This is a genomic window from Quadrisphaera sp. DVD1 (assembly GCF_058932755.1).
The window spans coordinates 1-21765 of the sequence record NZ_JBZYWI010000030.1 but is presented as its reverse complement, the minus strand read 5'-3'; the positions used below and the strand labels follow the sequence as shown (position 1 = coordinate 21765).

At 75.0% G+C, this 21765-nt stretch carries 19 protein-coding genes and 2 pseudogenes; 10 read left to right on the top strand and 11 right to left on the bottom strand.

The genetic code is table 11. The annotated features are described in order from the left end of the window. Window positions 1–479 precede the first annotated feature (479 nt). From AC5FZL_RS05490 to AC5FZL_RS05465, 6 genes and pseudogenes are all read left to right on the top strand, one after another. A complete protein-coding gene (locus tag AC5FZL_RS05490) occupies window positions 480–809 on the top strand; it encodes a DUF5666 domain-containing protein (RefSeq protein WP_493617562.1) in 330 nt (109 codons plus the stop codon). Window positions 810–859: 50 nt separating this feature from the next. Then, window positions 860–1909 (top strand): AAA family ATPase, encoded by a 1050-nt coding sequence (locus tag AC5FZL_RS05485; RefSeq protein ID WP_493617561.1) that lies wholly within the window; start codon window positions 860–862, stop codon window positions 1907–1909. After that, entirely contained in the window at window positions 1906–2886 is a 981-nt protein-coding gene (locus AC5FZL_RS05480; RefSeq protein WP_493617560.1) for a DUF58 domain-containing protein, read from the top strand. Before AC5FZL_RS05485 ends, AC5FZL_RS05480 begins: the two co-directional genes overlap by 4 nt. Then, window positions 2883–3845, top strand: a complete 963-nt coding sequence (locus AC5FZL_RS05475; RefSeq protein WP_493617559.1) for a VWA domain-containing protein — start codon at window positions 2883–2885, stop codon at window positions 3843–3845. Before AC5FZL_RS05480 ends, AC5FZL_RS05475 begins: the two co-directional genes overlap by 4 nt. Beyond that, a pseudogene (locus tag AC5FZL_RS05470) lies at window positions 3802–3900 on the top strand (hypothetical protein); the annotation flags it as partial. The gene AC5FZL_RS05475 and the pseudogene AC5FZL_RS05470, both read left to right, overlap by 44 nt. A gap of 433 nt (window positions 3901–4333) precedes the next feature. After that, window positions 4334–4498, top strand: coding sequence for a hypothetical protein (locus AC5FZL_RS05465; protein WP_493617568.1), 165 nt, complete (start codon window positions 4334–4336; stop codon window positions 4496–4498). A 46-nt stretch (window positions 4499–4544) separates the two neighbouring features. On the opposite strand, the gene AC5FZL_RS05460 is transcribed toward AC5FZL_RS05465, so the two are convergent. The 5 genes from AC5FZL_RS05460 to AC5FZL_RS05440 form a co-directional block, all read right to left on the bottom strand. Continuing rightward, complete coding sequence (locus tag AC5FZL_RS05460; RefSeq protein ID WP_493617558.1) at window positions 4545–5618, bottom strand: glycosyltransferase; 1074 nt, start codon at window positions 5616–5618, stop codon at window positions 4545–4547. Between the two features lie 9 nt (window positions 5619–5627). Then, window positions 5628–6587: a phosphodiester glycosidase family protein gene (locus AC5FZL_RS05455; protein ID WP_493617557.1), complete on the bottom strand. Its 960-nt coding sequence runs from the start codon at window positions 6585–6587 to the stop codon at window positions 5628–5630. Between the two features lie 143 nt (window positions 6588–6730). Next, complete coding sequence (locus tag AC5FZL_RS05450) at window positions 6731–8599, bottom strand: carbohydrate-binding domain-containing protein (protein WP_493617556.1); 1869 nt, start codon at window positions 8597–8599, stop codon at window positions 6731–6733. Window positions 8600–8698: 99 nt separating this feature from the next. Next, window positions 8699–9463: a polyphosphate polymerase domain-containing protein gene (locus AC5FZL_RS05445; protein WP_493617555.1), complete on the bottom strand. Its 765-nt coding sequence runs from the start codon at window positions 9461–9463 to the stop codon at window positions 8699–8701. Between the two features lie 20 nt (window positions 9464–9483). Beyond that, entirely contained in the window at window positions 9484–10113 is a 630-nt protein-coding gene (locus AC5FZL_RS05440) for a DUF4956 domain-containing protein (RefSeq protein ID WP_493617554.1), read from the bottom strand. 312 nt (window positions 10114–10425) lie between these two features. Here AC5FZL_RS05440 and AC5FZL_RS05435 point away from each other — a divergent pair, with 312 nt between their 5' ends. From AC5FZL_RS05435 to AC5FZL_RS05425, 3 genes are all read left to right on the top strand, one after another. After that, window positions 10426–10896, top strand: coding sequence for an STAS domain-containing protein (locus AC5FZL_RS05435; protein WP_493617552.1), 471 nt, complete (start codon window positions 10426–10428; stop codon window positions 10894–10896). 162 nt (window positions 10897–11058) lie between these two features. Next, window positions 11059–12162 carry an intradiol ring-cleavage dioxygenase gene (locus AC5FZL_RS05430; protein ID WP_493617550.1) on the top strand — a complete coding sequence of 368 codons (1104 nt, stop codon included), beginning with the start codon at window positions 11059–11061 and terminating at the stop codon, window positions 12160–12162. A gap of 385 nt (window positions 12163–12547) precedes the next feature. Further along, entirely contained in the window at window positions 12548–12715 is a 168-nt protein-coding gene (locus AC5FZL_RS05425) for a hypothetical protein (protein WP_493617549.1), read from the top strand. On the opposite strand, the gene AC5FZL_RS05420 is transcribed toward AC5FZL_RS05425, so the two are convergent. The 5 genes from AC5FZL_RS05420 to AC5FZL_RS05400 form a co-directional block, all read right to left on the bottom strand. Further along, on the bottom strand, window positions 12712–13191 hold the full coding sequence (locus tag AC5FZL_RS05420) for an STAS domain-containing protein (RefSeq protein ID WP_493617548.1): 480 nt from the start codon (window positions 13189–13191) through the stop codon (window positions 12712–12714). The two genes, AC5FZL_RS05425 and AC5FZL_RS05420, sit on opposite strands and share 4 nt — an antisense overlap. Window positions 13192–13229: 38 nt before the next feature. Continuing rightward, window positions 13230–14216, bottom strand: coding sequence for a glycoside hydrolase family 6 protein (locus tag AC5FZL_RS05415; protein WP_493617547.1), 987 nt, complete (start codon window positions 14214–14216; stop codon window positions 13230–13232). Then, a complete protein-coding gene (glxA, locus tag AC5FZL_RS05410; RefSeq protein WP_493617546.1) occupies window positions 14213–16147 on the bottom strand; it encodes a radical copper oxidase GlxA in 1935 nt (644 codons plus the stop codon). The genes AC5FZL_RS05415 and glxA overlap by 4 nt, the downstream gene beginning before the upstream one ends. After that, the gene (locus AC5FZL_RS05405; RefSeq protein WP_493617545.1) at window positions 16144–17964 is read right to left on the bottom strand and encodes a glycosyltransferase family 2 protein; all 1821 of its coding nucleotides are present in this window, start codon (window positions 17962–17964) and stop codon (window positions 16144–16146) included. The genes glxA and AC5FZL_RS05405 overlap by 4 nt, the downstream gene beginning before the upstream one ends. Window positions 17965–18193: 229 nt before the next feature. Beyond that, on the bottom strand, window positions 18194–18952 hold the full coding sequence (locus AC5FZL_RS05400; protein ID WP_493617544.1) for a pyrroline-5-carboxylate reductase family protein: 759 nt from the start codon (window positions 18950–18952) through the stop codon (window positions 18194–18196). Between the two features lie 126 nt (window positions 18953–19078). Here AC5FZL_RS05400 and AC5FZL_RS05395 point away from each other — a divergent pair, with 126 nt between their 5' ends. Then, window positions 19079–21199: a methyl-accepting chemotaxis protein gene (locus tag AC5FZL_RS05395; RefSeq protein ID WP_493617543.1), complete on the top strand. Its 2121-nt coding sequence runs from the start codon at window positions 19079–19081 to the stop codon at window positions 21197–21199. 248 nt (window positions 21200–21447) lie between these two features. Here the strand turns inward: AC5FZL_RS05395 and AC5FZL_RS05390 are convergent. Further along, a pseudogene (locus tag AC5FZL_RS05390) lies at window positions 21448–21765 on the bottom strand (hypothetical protein); the annotation flags it as partial.

Here is a 21765-nt window from a genome sequence, read left to right as displayed (position 1 = left end):
GCCTCCTCATGGGCTCCAGCGACGCCGTTCCCAGGGCCGGCTCCCAGAGTCTGCAGCGCACACCTGGCAGCAGCCGCTGCCCCTGGCAGGAGGAGCACGTCGTGCAGGAATGGGTCTTCGACAGCGAGCGCGCGCGCACCCCGCGCCCCGCCGAGCCTGCGGTGTCACGGGACACCACCGCACCGCGACCACCGACGGCACCCGCAGGTCGGCGCGCACGTCCGACACGCAGCCGCCTGGGCAGGCGCGGGCGGTGGGTGGTGGCGGGTGGCGCGGCCCTGCTGGTGGCCGGCACGGGGACCGCACTGGCCCTGGACCCCGCCCCGGCGGCTCCGCCGTCGGCCAGCACGACCAGCGCGGACGGCGGGTCCCAGCGCCAGTCCGTCCCTCGCGCGGCGCCCGACGACTCGACAGTCGACGAGGCCCCCACCGGCCAGGTGCGGTCCAGCCCGTGGGCCGCGTTGCACCAGGAGCGAGAGGTGACCCAGCCCGACGGCAGCACCGCCACGGTGACCGTGCAGGGCGGTGAGGTCACCGCCGTCGACGACGCCTCGGTGACGGTGGAGAGCTCCGACGGCTTCACCCAGACCTACGCCGTCACGTCCAGCACGCAGGTGGCCACGAGCGACGGCGCCCTGTCCGGGCTGGCGGTGGGCGACGCCGTCCTGGTCGAGGGGGTCCTGGACGGCGAGACGGTGACCGCGACGTCCCTGCGCCAGGCCCTGGCCGGCAGCGCAGCGCAGAGCGGCGCCGACGTCGCTCCCGCTGCTCCGGCGGCGGAGCAGGACACCTCCGAGAGCACCGCGTGACCACCGACCGCCCCCACGGCACCCCCGCCACCCCCTCGTCGAGGAGACCCATGTCCAGCACCCACGCCCTGCCCACCGCCTCCACCCCCGCCGGCCGGCTCGAGCGGGCCCTGATGGAGGTGAAGAAGGTCGTCGTCGGCCAGGACCGCATGGTCGAGCGCATCGCCGTCTCGCTCCTGTCGCGCGGTCACTGCCTGCTCGAGGGCGTGCCCGGCGTCGCCAAGAGCCTCGCCGTCGAGACCCTCGCCACGACGGTCGGCGGCACCTCGGTGCGCCTGCAGTTCACCCCCGACCTCGTGCCCAGCGACATCGTCGGCACCCGCGTGTACCGGCCCTCCCAGGAGCGCTTCGACGTCGAGCTGGGCCCGGTGTTCGCCAACCTCGTGCTGGCCGACGAGATCAACCGCGCCCCCGCCAAGGTGCAGTCGGCGCTGCTGGAGGTGATGGCCGAGCGGCAGGTGTCCATCGGCGGCACCACCTACCCCCTGCCCGACCCGTTCATCGTGCTCGCCACCCAGAACCCCGTGGAGAGCGAGGGCGTGTACCCGCTGCCGGAGGCCCAGCGGGACCGCTTCCTGATGAAGGTCGTCGTCCCGCACCCCACGATGAGCGAGGAGATGGAGATCGTCCGCAGGATGTCGGTCACGCCCCCGCGGGCCCAGCAGGCGCTCACCCTCGCCGAGCTGGTCGAGCTCCAGGCCCTGGCCGACGGCGTGTTCGTCCACCACGCCATCGCCGAGTACGCCGTGGCGCTGGTCATGGCCACCCGCGAGCCCGCGCAGTGGCGGCTGCCCGAGCTGGCCCGCCTGATCACCGTCGGCGCCTCCCCGCGCGGCAGCCTCGGGCTGGTCCGCGCGGCCCGGGCGCTGGCGCTGCTGCGCGGCCGCGACTACGTCGTGCCCGCGGACGTCGCCGACCTCGCTGTCGACGTCCTCGCGCACCGGCTGGTGCTGTCCTACGAGGCGCTGGCGGACGACGTGAGCGCCGAGGAGCTGGTCAGCCGGGTGCTCGCGACGATGCCGCAGCCCACGGTCTCGCCCTCCCAGCACGAGTCCGCGGTGCACGCGGTGCCCCCGGCGCTCGAGCGGACCGTCACGTGAGGGCGATCCCCGCGCCCCCGCACGTGCCGGAGGACCGGGTCCGGCAGCTGGTGGTGGAGGCGTCGCGGCGCCTGGACGGGCTCCTGCAGGGCGACCACGCCCGGCGCGACCTGGGGTCGGGCAGCGAGCCCGCCGAGGCCCGGCCGCACGACGTCGGGGACGACGCGCGGCGCATCGACTGGGCGGTGACCGCCCGCACGGGCGAGACCCACGTGCGGACCACGACCGCCGACCGCGAGCTGGAGACCACCCTGGTGGTCGACCTCACGGCGTCGATGGCCTTCGGCACCCGCCGCTCGGAGAAGCGGGACCTGGCGCTGGCCGCGGCGTGCGCGCTCGTGCACGTCACCAGCCGCCACGGCGACCGGGTGGGCGCGCTCGTGCTCACCGGCGACGGCGTGCGGCGCATCCCGCCGCGCGCCGGCCGTGACGCCGCGCTCGCCCTGCGGCACGTGCTGCTCACGACCCCGCGGGCCGAGGCGGGGCCCGGGGCGGCCCTGTCCGGCGCGCTGGCGCAGCTGGCCAGGCCGCCGCGCCGCCGCGGTCTCGTGGTCGTCCTGAGCGACCTGGCCGAGCCCAGCGCCGGGGCCGGCGACCCCGGCTGGGCCCGGCCGCTCCAGCTGCTCGCCCAGCGCAGCGACGTCGTCGTGTGCGAGGTGGCGGACCCCCGCGAGGGCGACCTGCCGGACGTCGGGACGCTCCACGTCGTCGACCCCGAGACCGGGCGGCAGCTGGAGGTCCGCACGACCTCCGCCGTGCGGGAGCGGTACCGGGCCGCCGCCGCTGCCCGTTCGCAGGCCCGCCGGTCCGCCGTGCGCGGCGCGGGCGCCGGTCACGTGCTCCTGCGCACCGACCGCGACTGGCTGCCCGACCTCGCCCGCCACCTCTCCGGCCGCCGCACCCCCGCGCGGCGGCCCGCGCTCACCGTTCCCGCCGCGCGCACCGCCGGCGCCGCCCCCACAGGAGCTCCCGCATGAGCGATCTCACCTTCGACGCGCCGTGGCGCCTGCTGCTGCTGCTCACCGCCGTCGCCGTGGCCGCCGGCTACGTCGTGCGCCAGCGGCGCCGCAGCGCCTACGCCGTCCGGTTCACCGACGTGGACCTGCTGGCCTCGGTCGCCCCGAAGGCGCCGGGCTGGCGCCGGCACCTGCCCGCGGGCCTGCTCGTGGCGGCGCTGGCCCTGATGGCGACCGCCTACGCCAAGCCGGCAGCGGCGGTGGAGGTGCCGCGCGAGGCGGCGACGGTCGTCGTGGCGATCGACACCTCGCTGTCCATGGAGGCCACCGACGTCTCGCCGTCCCGCTTCGAGGCGGCGCAGGCGGCGGCCGTCGACTTCGTGGAGGGCCTGCCCGACGGCTTCGACGTGGGGCTGGTCAGCTTCTCCGGCTCGGCCACCGTCGAGGTGGACCCGACCGACGACCACGCCGCCGTCGTCCAGGCGATCGAGGGCCTGCACCTCTCGCAGGGGACGGCGATCGGCGAGGCCGTGGCCGCAGCGGTGGCGGCGGCCGCCCAGGCGCCCACGGAGGACGCCGAGGAGGCCGCGCCGGCCCGCGTCGTCCTCCTCTCGGACGGCACGAGCACGCAGGGCCGCTCGATCGAGGACGCCGTCCCGGTGGCCACGGCGGCCGGCGTCCCGGTCACGACGATCGCCTACGGCACCAGCGGGGACGGCGGCAGCGTGAGCGTGGAAGGCCAGCAGGTCTCCGTCCCCGTGGACACCGAGGCCCTGGAGGCGCTGGCGAGCAGCACCGGCGGTCAGGCCTACACCGCCGAGAGCGGCAGCGAGCTGGAGGAGGTGTACGCCGACATCGGCGAGCAGGTCGGCACCACGACCGAGCGCCAGGACGTCTCCAGCGCCTTCGCCGGCTTCGCCCTGCTCGCGGGCCTGGGTGCGGCGGCCGGGTCGCTCGCCTGGTCGCCCCGCCTGCCATGACCCCCGCCGCGCGCTGAGCAGGGCGCGGATCCTCGACCGGGTCTGGAACGACGACTTCGGCGGCCAGGCCGACATCGTCGAGCTGCACGTCTCCCACCTGCGCGAGCCACCCCACGACGGCTCGCTGGACGGCGGGGTGCACGCTGCGCCGGCGCCTGCTGGCCGGCGTCCTGGCCCTGCTCGCCGCGGTCAGCGCGGTGATCGGGGTCGTCAGCGTCGTCACCCGAGGAGGGCGGCACGGGCCGCGGCCGGCCGGGCCCGGAGCTCCTGCTGGCCCCGGGCCAGGCCGAGGACACCCTCGGGGCGATCCTCACCGACGGGCGGGTGCAGCGCGGCGCTGGCCACGGTGCCCGTCGATGGCGAGCCGCACACGGCCGACCTCGGCGGCGACCTCGAGGAGTACCGCCTCGTGGCCACCGAGGGCCGCGACGGCGAGACGCTGGTCACCGGCCTGGCGCTGGGCGGCGTGCCAGGCCAGCGAGGACCGCGTGCGCCAGTCCGTCGCCGACGCCAGCCACGAGCTGCGCACCCCGCTGGCGATGGTCGCTGCCGTGGTCGACGCCCACGGCGGCCGCGTCGAGCGCCAGCGCCGGCAGGGCCAGACGGCGTTCACCGTGACCCTGCTCCTGGCGCCGGAGCCCGCGCGGACCTGAGCGAGGAGCTGGCCTCAGCGCTGCGCCGGGGCTCCCGTCTGCGAGATCACTGGAGCGAACCTGCCGGGACGCGGACCGCGGCCGCGTCGGAGGACGGCTTCGAGGGCCGGGCCGTGGTGAAGACGAACCACCGCTGCGCCTGGTAGCTGGCGCAGAAGAGCAGCACCTCGGTGACCACCTTGGCCGCCAGCAGCCCCAGGCCGGCCGCGGTCAGCGCCGAGAGCAGGAGGCCGTTCGCCACGAGCAGCATGCCGGCAAGGCCCGCGTAGCGGGCCGCAGAGACGGCGGGCCGGCCCCCTGAGCCCCGGAAGACCAGGCTCCGGTTGGCGGCGAAGTTGGCGGAGGCGCTGAGCGCCCGCGCGGCGACCACGGACGGCAGCAGCGCTCCGGTGAGCGCGTGCAGCCCCAGCAGGGCCGCGGTGTCGAGGAGGAAGGAGGCGAACGACGTCAGGGAGAACGCGAGCAGCGGCAGGTAGATGCGCGCGGAGTCCACGACCGGCCGGAAGTGGGAGGACGCGTTGCCCTCCAGGTAGGTGGTGGCGATCTCGACCTCCTCGATGTGCCGCCCGGAGCGGGCGGCGTCCAGCAGCGCGTTCAGCTCGTACTCGAACCGCTCGCCGGGCACGCCGGAGAGCCAGCCCAGGGCCGCGGCGGGGTAGCCGCGCAGCCCGGTCTGGGTGTCCTGCAGGCGGCGCCCCGTGAGGATGCCGAAGAGCGCGGAGGTGACCGCGTTGCCGACCCGGCTCCGCGCCGGCACGGCTCCGGTGAACCGGCGCGCGCCCAGGACGACGGCGTGGGAGGCCTCCACGTGCGCCGCCACGCGCAGGACGTCGACGGGGCTGTGCTGGCCGTCGCAGTCTGCGCAGACGACGTCCTCGCCGGGGTGCTCGCGCGCGACGTGGGCGAAGCCCGTCTTGAGGGCGGCGCCCTTGCCCCGGTTGGCGGGGTGGGTCAGCACGGTGGCGCCCCGGGCGCGGGCGGCGGCGAAGACGTGCGCGTGCGCGGGGCCGCTGCCGTCGTCGACCACGACGGCGCCGAGGTCGGGCGCGGCGACCTGGAGGACGTCGAGGAGGTCCAGGAGGCGGGCGTCGGGCTCGTAGGCGGGGACGAGGACGATCACGGCCGTGCCTCAGCCCGCGATGTAGAGGATGTCGGAGGTGCCGCGCTCGGTGCCGCGGCCCAGCGGGTCGTTGACCACCTGGCCGTCGTAGTAGAGCGTCGAGGAGCCGCCGCCGTCGAGGTTGTAGGCGGTCGTGGCGCCCAGCCCGGCCATGATGCCGGCCAGCTCGGTGAGCGTGACGCCCTCGCTGTACCCGGGGCTGCGGCCGTCCACGACGACGACCACCAGGTGGTTCGTGCCGACCACGCCGATCGCGGTCCGCGGCTGGTCGCCCTGGATGGAGTGGTTGCCGACGTTGGTGTCGACCTCGACGTCCTCGATGCCGTCGACGACCTGGCCGTCCTGCAGGATGGCCGGCCCGAAGGAGAGGGTGTTCCAGACGCCGTCGGCCACGAGCTGCTCGGCCGTGGTCGTCGTCTCGTCGTAGACCTCGACCGTGCCGTCGCGGTACAGCGCGAGGCCCTCGCGGGCGCCCTCGTCGCGGTAGACGACGCCGTTGCGGATGACGATGCCGGTGTCGCGGAAGCCGTAGTAGTCGCCGTTGACGGCGAAGAGGGCGTCGTTGTCCTCGGCGATGTCGGAGGTCGTCTCGGTGATGTTGGTGCCGAAGCTGTCCTGGGCGAACGCCGAGCGCAGGTCGGTAGCGTCGCCGAGCTGGATGTCCGCGACGTAGTAGGTGACCGTGGAGTCCCCGCTGCCGGTCGTGACGGTGGAGATGTCGACGCTCCTGCCGTCGCTCGCCGCGTCGCTGCTGGTCGAGGTGTCGCTCGATCCGGCGGTCGTGGCGGTGCCACCGGTGCTCTGGGCGGCCTCGTAGGAGCTGACGTCAGCGATCTCGACGTGGTCGACGACGTAGCGGTCCAGCGCCCAGGCGGTGCCCCCGCCGGTCGCGAGGGTGAGGGCCAGGGCCCCTGAGACGACGGCGCGCCGGACGCGCCGGCGCGGCTGCTGCTGTGCGGTTCTGCTCATGCCCGTTGTCTACGGAGCGGGCGTGTGGCCGCCGTGTGCCGAGCCTGTGCGCCTCCCGTGAGCGCCGGGGCCCGGACGCACCGGAGCCCCGGCGGACCGGTGCTGGGCACGGGTCCGCCGGGGCTCCGGCATCGGGAGGACGGTCAGGCGTCGGCCGCCGCTGCCCCTGTGGAGGCTGCGGCGTCCGGGAGCCCGCCGTCGGGCCGCGCGCCACGTGGGCCACCACCGCCACCGGGGCCGCCCATGCCGCCACCCATGCCGCCACCGGGGCCCCCGCCCATGCCGCCAGCGGGAGCTTCCCCGGCGGTGGCGGTCGTCGTCGTGCTGCCGCTCGTGACCTGGTACTCGACGTCGGCCTCGACGTCGGCCGAGGACCAGACCAGCGACTGGAACTCCTTGGTCGGCGTCACGGAGGCCACCTCGGTGCCGTCGGCCGCGACGATGCTCACGGTCGTGCCCGCGGCCTGGACGGCGTCGAAGGTCACCGCGACCCAGGCCTGGGCGGAGCCGCTGTCCGGGGCGACGGCCATCCCGGCGCTGCCGGCGGCGGTCAGGGTGCCGCCGGTGACCTCGAAGGTGCCGTTGACGTCCAGCGCGCCGTTGCCCGAGGAGGTCGGCCCGTTCACGGTCACCGTCCCGTCGCTCATCGTCGCGTCACCGTTGGAGTCCAGCCCGTCGCCCTCCGCGTCGACCGTCAGCGTGCCGCCGGTGATGACCAGGTGCGCGTCCGCCGTGGCGGCGAACTCGTCGCCCCCGCCAGCGCTGCCCGAGCTGTCGACGCCTCCGGAGACGTTGACGCCGTCATCGCTGGTCGTGAGGCTGGTCTCGCCGCCGGCGATGGTGACCACGGCGCTCTCCAGGCCCTCGTAGGCCTGCGCCACGGTGACCTTCCCGCCGGCGACGGTCAGGTCGGCGTCCGCGTGGACGCCGTCATCGCCGCTGCTGAGCGTCAGCGAGCCGTCGGTGATGCTCACCGCGCCGTTGGAGTGCACGGCGTCGTCCGCGGCGTCGACCACGGTCGTCCCGCCGCCGACCACCACGCTGACGTCGCCCTCGAGGCCCTTGGCGGAGGCGTCGTCGGCGACCGTGGCGGTGCTGCCGCCGGCCGTCTCGACGCTCAGCTCGCCCTCGCTGACGACCACGTCGGTCGCGGCGGAGACGCCGTCCCCACCGGACTCGACAGTCGTGGTGCCGCCCGCGAGGTGCACGTAGCCGGCGGTCGCGTCCTCGTCGTCGTCGCTCTTGAGCCCGTCACCGCCGGCCGTGACCGCGAGGGTGCCGCCGGAGACGACGAGGTAGTCCTTGCCGCGCACCCCGTCGTCGACCGCGTCGACGGTGATGCTGCCGGAGTCGATGACCAAGCCGTCCTTGCCGGTGATGCCGTCGTTGGAGCGGCCCTGGACGTCCAGCGCCCCGGTGCCGGTGATGACCAGGTCTGCGGTGCTGTACAGGGCGGCGTTGGGCTCGTCGGTGCTGGCGTCGCCGTCGTCGGCCGTGGCGTAGTCCGTGCCGTCGGCGAGGTGGTTGGTCGTGCCGCCCTCCAGGACGACGACGGCCGAACCGGCGTCCACCACGGCGATCGCCGAGGTGGTCGAGGAGGTGATGTCGGCGCCGTCCAGCACGAGCCGGACCACGCCGTCGTCCGCGGTGTCGACGACGACCTGCCCGTCGGTGAGGGTCCCGCTGACGCGGTAGGTGCCGGCGGCGGTGATCGTCACGGTGCCGCCGTCCACCGAGACCGCGTCGGAGTCCGCCTCCGCGGAGTCCCCGGTCAGGGTGACTGCGACCTCCTCGGCCGCGTCCCAGGTGGCGGCGGTGCTGGTGTCCTGCACGGCGAGGTTCGCCGCGAGCGCCTCCTCGACGGTGGCGCCGGTGACGGCGTCGGTGACGGCGACCGTCTGGGCGGCCGTGGTGCCGGTGCTGGTCGCGGCGTCCGCCGGCGAGCAGCTGGCCAGCACCGCGGCCAGCAGGGCCGCGGTCACGACGTGGCGGGTCTTCGTCAGACGCTTCATGGAGTCCTCCTGGTGGTTGCGTGGGGATGAGCCTCGCCAGCGGCGCTGGGCCCGATCGGTGAGGCGCCTGTGCGGCTCCTGTGGCTGCGGAGGCTGTGTTCAGCGGGCGCCGAGGTGGCGCCGGAGGGTGCGGTGCCACTTGTTGGCGGGCAGGTCCGGGTGCAGGGCCGCGAGACCGACGCAGTACTTGCTGATCGTCACCGGGCGGCATCCGGCGGCCCACAGGAGCCGGTCGGGCAGGCACGGCGGCCCGGCGGACTTCGTCTCCACGAGCACGTGGTCGTCGACGTGCAGCGACGCGCCGTCCGGCCCGGCGCAGACGAGGCCGACGTCGCAGGTCATCCGGAAGCCGAGGTCGCGGTCCAGCAGGGTGCTGCGCGCGTACGTCGTGGTGAGCACCGGGCCCAGATCGTCGGCGATGTCGGTGCTGCCGGCGGTGATGCGCTGGCGCACGAACGCCGTGGCGCCGGCGTCGAGCCGGTCGCGGCGGGCGAGGTCGTGGGCACGGCGCTCCTTGACGGTCTCCCCGCGGCCGCTGGAGGTCTTGACCTCCAGCACGCACTCCCCCGAGTCCAGGTAGGTGCGGGTGCGGACCTTGAACCGGCGCCGGCGGCCGTGGGCGGCAGCGCGGTAGGCCAGCAGGTCGGGGGTGTCGAAGTACACCGACTCGTAGCCGAAGCTGCGCCGGCCGTCGATCTCCAGGACGCGGGCGCGGTCGCCCAGGGAGGACAGCAGCTGCTCGAAGCCCTCCGGGCGCAGCAGGTACTTGCGGTCCACGCGGGTCTGCAGGCTCGCTGAGGACACCAGGGTGTCCAGGTCGACGGGCGCGAAGCGTTCCAGCGCGGGCTGGACGCGCTCTGCCACGGGCGCCCAGGCCAGCGCCGTCACCGCGCCGCTCCTGCGGAGGACTTCGGGACGCGCAGGACCTCGTGGTGGCCGAGCTCCTGCGGGGCGGCCGGGCGCGACGGGGCCTGGGTGAGCCGGTAGCGGACGTCGACGACGGTCTGGTCGCGCACCAGGTCGGTCTCACGGATCACGACGCGCTTGACGGTGCCGCCGAGCAGGGCCTCCAGCCGTGTGACGAGCTGGGCCTCGGTGGGGTAGACGGTGTCGACGGTGACGAGCTGCTGGCGGTGGCCCTCGTGGAGGCGGGGGTGGTCGGCGAGAGCGATGACCGCGACGACGAGCGCGCTCAGCGCCGGGGCGAGCCACGCGGGGTCCGGCTGCAGGCCGTTGATCAGGCCGATCGCCAAGGACGCGAAGTAGTAGGCGACCTCCTCCTGGGAGATCTCCGAGGAGCGCAGGCGGATGATCGACAGGACGCCGAACAGGCCCAGGCCGAGGCCGGTGGCGACGGCCACCCCCGTCAGCGTCACGGTGACGGCCAGGACGCCGATGTTGAGGCCGACGTAGGCCAGGAGCATGTCCCGGCGGCGGTGGCGGCGGTAGTACACGCCGTAGACGAGCACGGTGATGGCGAGCAGGTCGGCGGTCAGGCCGAGGGCGTCTGGCACGAGGAGCTCCCGATGAAGGACTGGTGAACATGCGGTGCACTGATCGTCGGGAGCGACGCTGTGCAGGTGCTGTGGACCAGGTAGCAGCCCCCGGTGAGCCCTGACCGGCCTGGCGGGCGCAGGGGTGGCGCTCGCCGGCACCTGGGCCGGCGTCAGGCCGAGATCGCCCTGCTCGACGTGCCGGAGTGGCGTCGCGCCGACGAGGACGACTGCGAGCAGCACCACGACCGAGGCCACGGAGACCTGCTGCGGCACAGGCCACTGGCACGCCCGACACAGCGCGATCCCAGGGAGCCCGGGTGTGGTGGGCCCATGGCCGACGACCCCGTCCTCACGACCCTTCCCGGAACGCCCCTGGTGGTGATCGACGGCGAGCTCGACTGCTCCTGCGGGCCGGCGCTGCGATCGCTGTTCGAGCCGGTCCTCGCCAGCTCCAGCGCCTCGGTGGTGCTGCTGGACACCTCAGCGGTCTCCTTCATCGACTGCGGTGGCCTCAGGCACCTCCTGCTCATGGCCCAGCTGCTGCGTGCGCGCCGGGTCGAGCTGCGGCTCGTCGCGCCATCGCCGGCGGTCAGGCGCCTGGCGTCCCTCACCGGCACCCTCGAAGTCCTCGGGCTGCAGCACCCGCTGGTCGGGGCGCTCCCGGAGCCGAGGCGACACCATCGCCTCCCGCTGGCACGGTCGGAGGCCCAGGACGGCACAGCGCGACAGTCGGCGCGACCCCAGCTCCCCCACGGCGTGCCTCAGCTCACCAACACCACCGGCAGGACGCTGACGCGCTGACTGGAACGGGCGACCTGATCACCACGGCAGACGCGGGGACGAGCTGGAGACGGGTGCTGGTGGGCTCACGGGTGCGGATGCACTCCGCGCTGGACCAGCGGACACAGGTGGCGCACAGGGCAGTGACAGGCGATCCACGACGACGCTTCCGAGGATGGGCACATGAGCGAGCAGAGCACCCGATCGTCAGGAGCCGGCGAGCCGCCGGAGCAGCCCGAGCGGGTCGCCACGTACGAGGGGCGGCCTCTGCCCCGACCGGAGGAGGAGGTCGTCGACCAGGGCCTGGCCTTCGACGTCGCCACCCTGCTGGGCCGGCGCCAGATGCTTCGGGTCTTCGGCCTCGGCGCCGTGACGCTCGGCCTGGCCGCCTGCGGAGCCGACACCGCCAGCAGCTCCTCGAGCTCCTCCGCGACGGCGACCGCTGCGAGCGGGGAGATCCCCGACGAGACGGCCGGCCCCTACCCCGGCGACGGCTCCAACGGCGCGAACGTGCTGACCGAGAGCGGCATCGTGCGCAGCGACATCCGCTCCAGCTTCGGGAGCGCCACCGGCACCGCCGAGGGCGTCCCGATGACTCTGACCCTGACGATCACCGACCTCGCCGACGGAGGGCGCGGCTTCGCGGGCGCAGCCGTCTACGTCTGGCACTGCACCCGCGAGGGTGAGTACTCCCTGTACTCCGAGGGGATCACCGACCAGAACTACCTGCGCGGGGTCCAGGTCGCCGGCACCGACGGCACCGTCACCTTCACCAGCATCTTCCCCGCCTGCTACGCCGGGCGCTGGCCGCACGTCCACTTCGAGGTCTACCCCGACGTCGACAGCATCACCGACTCCACCAACGCCATCGCCACCTCCCAGGTCGCCCTCCCCCAGGACGCGTGCGACACCGTCTACGCCACCACCGGCTACGAGCAGTCCATCACCAACCTCGCCGGGGTCACCCTCGCCGACGACAACGTCTTCAGCGACGACTCCGGCGCCAGCCAGCTCGCCGCCGTCACCGGGAACGTCACCAAGGGCTACACCGTCTCCCTCACCGCCGGCGTGGACACCACCACCACACCCGCCAGCGGCAGCGCAGGACCCGCCGGCAGCGACGGCGCCCCCCAGGACGCACCCAGCGGAGCCCCCACCGGCGGCCCCCCGCCGTCCGGCGGCCCCGGCGGCACCCCGCCGTCCGGCGGCCCCGGCGGCACCCCGCCGTCCGGCGGCCCCGGTGGTGCTCCCCCCTCAGGTGCGCCCACGGCCGGCGCCGCCTCCTGACAGGGCCTTCAACGCCTCCGAGGAGTCGGCACGGGACGTCCGGAGCGGCACATGGACGTGGTCAGGGCCTCGCGCGACGAGGCCGTGCTCGCCGTGCGCCTGCACAGGGCACAGGCACCTCCCCTGGCTCGACCTCCTCCACGCTGACTCGGCCCGCGACCAGGTCGACGACCGCTACCGGAGGCCTGGGGCGCCCAGGCGGCTGGACCGCGTCGATGGCGAGTCACGCCGAGCCTCTGGCGAGCCACTGCTCAGGTCAGCGCTGAGGTGGGACACCAGGTGGTGGCGGAGCTGGGGTGCCGTGAACCGCGTGTCGCGGGTTCGGATCCTGCCGGGCACTCCGCGGCAGCGGGCGGGCACCGCGGCGCTGGCCCATGCTGGCCCCATGAGCGAGCAGCCTCCGCCCGTCCCCGACGGGGTGCAGCCCACCGACGCCCAGCAGCAGGAGCACTCGGCGGAGGTCCTCGCCGCCGGCCCGGTGACCCCCGGGCGCGACGAGGAGCCGGAGGGCGACCAGCCGCCGGTGGCCGACCAGCCGCCGGTGGCCGACTAGCCGTCGGTGGTGACGACGTCCAGGCCCGCGGGCAGGACGCCGGCCCGGGTCGCGGCGTCGAGCAGGCACCGCACGGGCGGGCTGGGGTCGACGAGCACGAGCGGCTGACCGGCGGGGGCGAGCGCCCCGAGGGCCTGGAGGCCCGCCCAGTCGAGGAAGTCGAGCCGCGAGGCGTCGACGGCCAGGGTGCGCACGCGGGCGGGGATGCTGGCGGCGGCGAGCACCGGGACGGCGGAGACGTCGCACTCGCCCTCGAGGACGAGCAGCACGTGGCGGTCGGCGACCAGGGTCGTCACGCCGAGGAGGTCGGTGGGGCCGGACAGCAGCGGGTGGGCTGCCGATCCTGCGGTCGCGGAGGGCGTCGCGGTGGTCGAGGCGGCCGCGCCGGCGGCCGGGTTCGTGCAGGAGGAGGAGTCCACTGCGGAGCCGATCGAGAGGGTGGTGCCGGTGGGCCGCTCCTCTGGACCCACCGCCACGGTAGGGCAGCGGGAGGCTGAGGACAACAGTCCGGGGATCAGCGGACGAGCTCGCGCGCGTGCTCGGGCCAGAACTCCCCGGCGGGCGGCTCCCCCGGGCGACAGGCGCCGTCGGAGTCCCCCGGCTGCTTCACCCAGAGCAGGGCGTCGACCCCGTCGAGGCCGGGCGCGGTCGTGGGCGCCTCCCCCGTGCGGCGTCCGCGGGGGTTGCACCACTCCAGTCCCGAGCCGTCGTCGGGGGCGGGCCCGGCGCCGTTGCGCGAGGTGTCGATGACGAAGCGCGCCCCGCCGGCGGCCTCGGACAGGCGCCGCCCGTACGCGGCGCTGTCCTCGGTGGTCTGGAAGTTGCTCGTGTTGAGCGCGAAGCCGTCGGCCGAGGCCAGGCCGCTGTCCGCCAGGGCCGCGGCCAGGGCGCCGGTGTCCTGCACCCACGCCGCGTTGCCGGCGTCGAGGTAGAGGCGGGTGCCGGCAGCGGCGTCCAGCACCTCCACGGCCTCCGCCAGCAGCCGGTAGCGCTCCTGGGGGTCGCCCAGGCCCTCGCACCCGGTCAGCGCCTGGGGCACGGCGTCGGGCTCGAGGACCACCAGCGCCGGCCGGTCGCCGAGCCCGGTGGCGACCGCCTCGACCCAGCCCCGGTACGCGGCCGCGTCGGCCGCACCGCCGCTGGAGTACAGGCCGCAGTCCCGGTCGGGCGCGTTGTAGAGCACGAGCACGGGCAGCGCCCCCTCCTGCTCCGCCGCCGTGGTGAGCTCGCGGGCGGCGGCCTCGGGGTCGGCGTGCTGCCCCGCGAACCAGGTGGCCGTCGGCTGGGCCAGTCGCTCGAGGTACGCCTCGTCCTCGCTCCGGCCCTCCTCGCGGGCGGCGGCGAGGCGGGCCGGGACCTCGCCCTCGGGGTCGAGGTAGAGGTCCATCCCGAGCTCGGCGGACGCCGGGGGCCGCGCCTCCGGGGAGGACGCCCCGCCCGCGCACCCGGTCAGGAGGACGGCCGCCACCACCCCGGCGAGCCCCCTGCCTGCGGGCCTCATGCCACGTGCACCCAGCGGGCCACGGACGGGGTGCCCTCGTCGTCCACGAGGAAGAGCATGTACCAGCCCGCCGGCACGAGGGCCTCGTCCTCCGGCACGGTCAGCGTCACCCCGCCGTCGCCGACCGCGACGTCGAGCGCCACGGAGCGCTGCTCGGCGTCCGTGAGGTGGGTGACCGCGCTGGGACGCACGAGGCGGGCGCGGTCGATCCGGGCGGCGTCCTCGGTCGCGACCTGCACCTGCGAGGCGCGGGTGATCTCGGTCGGCGCGTCGGCGACCTCGGGCCGGTCGCGGTCGAACAGGTACGGCGGGGAGTAGACCTCGATGCGCTGCTCGAACGTGCCCGGCACCGTGCCGTCCTCGTCGCCGAAGAGCGGGTCGGAACCGAGGGTGACCACCCGGCCGTCGGGCAGCAGGAGCGCCTCGGAGTGGTAGTTGCGCCCCACGCGGGGCGAGGCGGCCTCGGTGAACGTGCCGGAGTCGGGGTGGTACAGCTGCGCGGACAGGACGTCGGAGGCGCCGCGCCCGCGGTAGTCGCCGCTGCCGCCGGTCGCGAGCACGGTGTCGTCGGGGAGGATCACGGTGCTCGGGTAGCGGACGGCGTGCGCCAGGTCCGGGCCCGGCTCGTACGCCGGCGCCCCCGCGTCGAGGTCGATGACGTCGGTGCGGGCCGTCGTGTCGGCGGACTCCCCGACGCCCCCACCACCGAAGATCATCACCTTCTGGTCCTGGGCCGGCGGCAGGAGCACCGAGCTCGAGGTCTCGGTCATGCTCGGGTCGCGCAGCCCCTCCACGGCCTGGAAGGAGTTGTCGCTGAGGTTCCAGATGCCCGGGTCGCGCCCGGCGTCCGCGGGCCCGTACCCGGCGTTGGAGCCGGAGTAGAACAGCCGGTCGTCGCTCATCCGGAACAGGGACGGGTAGGTCGGGAAGTACCGCGTGAGGTCCTCGCGGGCGGTCCAGGTGCGGGTCTCGGGGTCGTAGACCTCGTTCTCGCCCTGGAGGATCTTCCCGTACTCGTCGAGGCCGGAGACCGCCATGACGTCCCCGCCGCCGATGCCCACGAGCGTGGGGTACCAGCGGCTGTCGGTGAGGCGCCCGGTCTCCTGGTAGGTCTCGGTGACCGGGTCGAACTCGTAGCTGGAGTCCAGGCCCTTGTAGTCCTGCTTCTCCAGCGTCATGGCGTCGGCCATGCCGTAGACGTTCTGGGCGTCGGCGCCGGCGAGGCCCTCGACCTCGTACTGGCCCGGCTCGTCGACGACGGCCTGCTCCCCGGCGTCGAGGGCCCGCACCCACACCTGCGTCTCGGAGGGGTGGATCATCACGTCGCCGTCGCCGTGGTCCACCTTCTCCGCGGGCGGCACCTCCACGTCCCAGGTGCTCTCGTAGCGCAGGCCCGTGGCCGAGACGAAGACGGTGCCCGCGGGCAGCGTCGTCCCGCCGTCGGGCGACTCGTTCTTCACCGTCATGCCGCCCGCGGCGTTCTTCACGGCGCCGTCGAGCTGCTCGTAGTCGCGGGTGCCCCCGGCGACGAGCAGCTTGCCGTCGGGCAGGAAGGCGTGGCCACCGCAGAAGAGGTCCTCGGGCGTGGGGACGACGCTGGTGGAGCCGTCGGCGGGGTCCCAGACCACGGTCGTGAACGTGCCGGCCTCGAAGTGCTCGCGGTCGTTGCCCGACCCGGCGATGATCAGCACCTTGCCGGTGGAGAGCACGGCGGCGTGGATGGCGTTGACCTCCACGCCGTCCGGGAGGGCGACCGTCTGCCACAGGCCGTGCTCGGCGATGTAGTCGGGCCGCGAGGTGACGAAGGCGTCGATCTTCTCGCCGGCGAAGGCGCCCACGGGCTGGGCGTTCGTCAGCACGACGACGCCCAGGGCGGCGCCCACGAGGGCGCCGTTGCGCAGGCGGCGGCGACGGGGTGCGGGGCGTCTCACGAGGCGATCTCCTGGTCGGTGGTGGTGCTGGGGACGAGCGGGCGGCGCAGCGAGAGGAGCGGGGTCTCGGGCAGCACGAGGACCTGGTCGCCGCGGGCCGCGGTGCGCTCGCGCAGCACCCCGGCGCCCCAGATCGCGACCGGGGCCAGGCAGACGAGCAGGTTGACGCCGGCCCACAGGCGCATGCCGAGGTGCTCGTGGCCGAGCACGAAGCTGGCACCGAGGGCGAGCGCGTAGACGGCGGCCCAGCGCAGGTGGCGCGAGAAGGTCAGCAGGCGGTCCGGGCTCTGCGAGCTGCCCTTGGGGGTGACGACGAAGCGGCTGGTGCGGCGCAGGAGGCCCTGGAGGAACGCGGCCACGTAGACCGGGCCGCACAGCACGGAGATGGCCATCCCGGCCACGCCGGAAGACCCCTCCTCCTCGTGCGGGCTGACGTTGTGGCGCCGGTTCCAGAAGAACAGCGCGAGCTGCAGCGCGGCGGCGTCCACGTAGAACATCACCCACACCTCGGGCGGCACGACGAAGCCGCCGACGCCGGTGAGCAGGTAGGTCACCGCGTTCAGCGCGCCGAGCAGCCAGGCGAGCGCCGTCACCGGGTAGAAGGCCATGAGCAGGCAGTAGTGCAGGGCGTGCACGGGGCGCAGCCGGTGCAGGGAGCGCAGCAGCGGCACCAGGACGATCTCGTTGCCGCCGCGCGCCCAGCGGTGCTGCTGGGAGAAGTAGTCCGTCCAGGACGTCGGGCCCTCGCCGATGGCGAGCAGGTCCGGCGTGTAGACGCTGCGCCAGCGACGGCCGGTCGCCGGGTTGCGGCGGGAGTGCCAGACCAGGGACGTCGCGGCGTCCTCGGTGATCGAGTCGTGCAGGCCCCCGATCGCCCGCAGCGCCTCGATGCGCATGGCGTTGTTGGTGCCGACGAGCATCGGCGCCCCGTAGCGGTTGGCCGCTCGCTGCAGCACCGAGTGGAAGATGTACTGCTGGCTCTCCGCGGCGCGGGTGATGAGCGTGTCGTAGTTGCCGTAGACCTGCGGCGCCACGACGAAGGCGACGTCGGGGTCGCGGAAGAAGCCGAGCATCCGCTCGGCGAAGCCCGGCAGCGGCACGTGGTCGGGGTCGACCGAGACGAGCACGTCGTACTCGTCGCCGTGGGCCTGCAGCCAGGCGTTGTAGTTGCCGTGCTTGGTCCTCGCCCTGTGGTGGCCGGCGGCGGTGTTCCAGGCCTCCACGCCCTTGCGGCTGAAGTGGTGGGCGCCCACCTCCGCGCACACGGCCCGCACGCTGGGGTCGTCGCCCTCGTCGAGCAGCCAGACGTCGAGGAGGCCCTCGTGGCGGATCGCGCGCGCCGCCTCGAGGGTGGTGCGCACCAGCGCGAGCGGCTCCTTGCCCGGCACGATCGTGGTCACGAAGGCGACCCGCAGCCGCGGGTCCGGGCGCACGGGCACCGGGTCGCAGGCGATCAGCGTGGCCACGGCCAGGGTGAAGACGTTGACCAGGCGCAGGACCTCGACGATCCCGAGCGACGCGGCCATGACGAGGCTGAGGACGTGCACCGCGGGGCTCGCGCTGGCCGGGGGCCAGTGGGAGGGCTGCAGCAGCCAGACGACGAAGGCGAGCTCGACGGCGAAGGCGAGCACCGTCAGGAGCACCACCCGCGCCCGGTGCGGCTCGCGCCTCAGCAGGCTCTCGAGCTGCACCCGGTACGGGACGTCCGGGTCGACCTCGCGGAGCGGCCCGGTCAGCTCGCTGAACTCGCGGTACGGGTAGCGGCTCGCGTCAGGAGCAGGAGGGGCAGGGGCTCGGACGAGCTGCAGGGCGACCACGGGGCCAGCCTTTCCGCCGGGTCCACAGCGCAGCCGAGCCGTGGACGACGGAACCGGGGCGAGGAACCCCAGCGCTGGGGACGAACGGTGAGCCGTAACCGTCGGTCATCGCCACGGGGGGCGCAACCCGGAGGAGTGCCCCGAATGGGACGGACTTACAACGTAGGGTGATCGTCGCTGGTCACGGTGCTACCGGCGAGCGCGACGTCGTGCCAGAACGTGACGGGGGTCACGCCTCGCCCACGACGGCGTCCATCGCCGCCGACAGCGCGGCGCGCACGCCGCCGGCCTCCAGCGCGGCCAGGCCCTTCGCCGTCACCCCGCCCGGCGACGTGACCGCCCGGCGCACCGCCAGGGTGTCGTGCTCGCGCAGCTCCAGCAGCGCGGCGGTCCCGCCCATCGTCGCCGTGACGAGCAGCGCCGCCTGCGCCGGCGTCAGCCCGCGGCGCACGCCGGCGTCCACCTGGGCCTCCACGAGCAGCGCCCAGTACGCCGGCCCGACCCCGCAGAGCGCGCCCGCGGCGGCGAAGACCCCCTCGGGGACCTCCACGACCTGGCCCAGGCGCCCGAAGAGCTCGCGCACGGCCGGCAGCAGCTCGGGGTCGGTGTCGGCGTCGGGGGCCGCCATGACCATCGCCCCCTGGCGCACCTCCACGAGGGTGCTCGGCTCGATCCGGAAGACCGGGACGCCGGGGTGGGCCTCGCGCAGCTGCGCGCGCGTCGTGCGGGCGAGCACGGAGACCAGCGCGCGCGGCCGGGCGCCGCCGAGGCCCTGGGCGACCGCGGCGAGGGCCGGCGGCTTGTGGGCGAGGACGACGAGGTCGGCGCGCTCGACGAGCTCGGCGTTGGTCGCCAGCGCCTCACCGCCGAGGTCGTCGGCCAGGCGCTGGGCCCGCCCCGACCCGCCGTCGGTGCAGAGGAAGGCGTCACCCCACCCCGCCGCGAGCGCGCGCGCCATGTTCCCGGACCCGATGAACCCCACCAGCACGGTCACGACCCTAGACGCCGTCCGCGGCCCAGCGGGCCCGCGTCGTCCGGACGACCGACCCCCGGCCGCCCCCGGACGGCCCAGGCGGAGATCAACCCGCGGGCCGGCGGCGCCGACACCTCGAGCATGTCCTTCCCCTCCGGCCGCCTGCGGGGCGGCATCCGCAGCCGCGTCACCGCGCTCATCGTGGGTGGCGTGGCCACCACCGCCGTCGTCCTCAGCGGGTTCGGCGCCTGGCAGGCCGAGCGCACCGGCGACCAGGTCGCCGCGGAGGTCGACGGCCTCACCGACCAGCAGCTCGACCGGATCACCGACGGCGTCTACGCCGTCGTGGCGACCCAGGCCGACTCCGTCGCGCTCAAGGTCTCCAGCGACCTGGAGGTGGCCCGCGACGTGCTGGCCCGCTCCGGCGGGCTGCGCCTGGGCGCCCAGACGGTGACCTGGACGGCGACGGACCAGGTCACCAAGGAGCAGCAGAGCATCGAGCTGCCTCGGGCGATGGCCGGCACCACCTGGCTGGGGCAGAACGAGGACCTCGCGGTGACCACGCCCGTCGTGGACGAGGTCAAGCGCCTGGTGGGCGGCACGGCGACCCTGTTCCAGCGGATGCCCGACGGCAGCATGCTGCGGGTGGCCACGAACGTGGAGACCCTCGACGCCACCCGCGCGATCGGCACGTACATCCCCGCGGTGGGCGCCGACGGGCAGCGCAACGCGGTGATCGCCGCGGTGGAGTCCGGCCAGACCTACCGGGGCAACGCGTTCGTCGTGAACGCCTACTACGTCTCGGCGTACGAGCCGGTCCTGTCCCCCACCGGCGAGCTCATCGGCATGCTCTACGTCGGCGTGCAGCAGGAGTCCGTCCCCACGCTGCGCCAGTCGCTGCTGGAGACCACCGCGGGCCCGCACGGGTTCGTCGAGGTGCTCGGCGGCACCGGCGACCGCGCCGGGAAGCTGCTGGTCACAGCCCGCGAGGGCGTCACGACCGCCGAGGAGGTCACGGACGCCGACGGGCGCGCCCACCTCGTGGACGCCGTGGCGAAGGCCACCGCCCTGGAGCCCGGTGAGCACGCCACGGTGCGCTACCGCGACGCCGAGACCGGCACCCACACCGTGCGCCTCGCCTACGCCGCCGGCTGGGACTGGGTGATCGCCGTCGACGCGACCGACAGCGACTTCGCGGGCGCCGTGGAGACCGTCGACGCCGGCACGCGGCGCCTGGTGACCCTCCTCGTCGTCGCCGGCGCGGTGGCCGCGCTGCTGGCCATCGCCGCCGCGACGGTGGCCGGCCGCCGGATGACCCGGCCGCTGGAGAGCCTGCGCGACCGCCTGCAGGACGTCGCCGACGGCGACGGCGACCTCACCACGCGCCTCGACGAGGCCCAGGCCGGCGAGGCCGGGCAGCTGGCCCGCGCCTTCAACGCCTTCGTGGCCAAGGTCGCCAGCACCGTCGGCGGCGTGGCGCGGGTGGCCGACCAGCTGCACGGCACCGCCGGGCGGGTCTCCACCATCGCCACCGAGCTCACGCAGGCCTCCTCGCACTCCGCGTCCCAGGCCGAGGCCAGCCGCGAGGCGGCCGGCCGCGTCGGCGCCCACGTCGCCGACATGAGCCTGGGCAGCCGGGAGATGGCCGCCTCGATCACCGAGATCTCGCGCAACGCCAGCGAGGCGGCCTCGGTCGCCGGTGAGGGCGTCCGCACGGTCGAGGAGACCGTGGCCCGCGTGGAGGAGCTGTCCGCCACCAGCGCGCAGATCGACGAGGTCGTCAAGGTCATCACGTCCATCGCCGAGCAGACCAACCTCCTCGCGCTCAACGCCACGATCGAGGCCGCGCGCGCCGGGGAGGCCGGCAAGGGCTTCGCCGTGGTCGCCCACGAGGTCAAGGAGCTGGCGCGGGAGACCGCCGAGGCCACCGAGGACATCGGCCGGCGGGTGCAGGCGATCCAGGACAGCACCGCGGCGGTCTCCACCGCGATGGCCCGCGTCGGGGAGGTCATGAGCAGCATCAGCGGCTACCAGACCAACATCGCCGGCGCCGTCGAGGAGCAGACCGCCACGACCGAGGGGATGCAGCGCCAGATGCACGTCACCGGGGCGGCCGCCGAGGAGATCACCTCGGGGATCGGTGCCGTGGCCGCCGCCGCGGTGACCACCGACGAGCGCTCCGGCGCCGCTCAGGCGTCCGCGACGGAGCTGTCGCGCCTGACCGGGGAGCTCAGCTCGCTGGTGGCGCGCTTCCGCCACTGACCGCGGAGCCGCCCACCGGACGCGCCGCCGGCTGCCTCCGCCTCGTGCGGGGTCAGTCGGCGGTGGCGCGCCGGGACACCACGACCGGACCGCTCATCACGCGCTCCTCCCACCGGGAGAAGCCGACGAGGGCGGGCAGGACGAACAGGGGGAGCGAGAGGGCCATCCACATCACGACTGGGTGAGTATCCCGCCGGGCCCGGCACAAACCCCGGACGAACCCGTTGTTACCCGACCGTGACGGAACATCACCGCGCCAGCCGTTCGACGGTACCGGCGAACAGCCCGGGCACCCCGGCCGCGACGGGCACCAGCACGGCCCGCACGGCGGCGGACCGGGTGGCGACCACGAGGCCCGTGGTGAGCACGCGGTAGTCCCGGCTCAGCGCCCGCCACGCCCGCTCGTAGTCGGCGCCGGCCCGCACGACGGCCGAGCCCTGCGCCCGGTGCCCGGCCGCGGCGCTGGCGACGACGGCGCCCACCGCGGCGCGGGCCGCGGCGAGGCCCACCTGCAGCCCCTCGCCGGTGAGGGCGTCGACGTAGCCGGCGGCGTCCCCGGCGAGCAG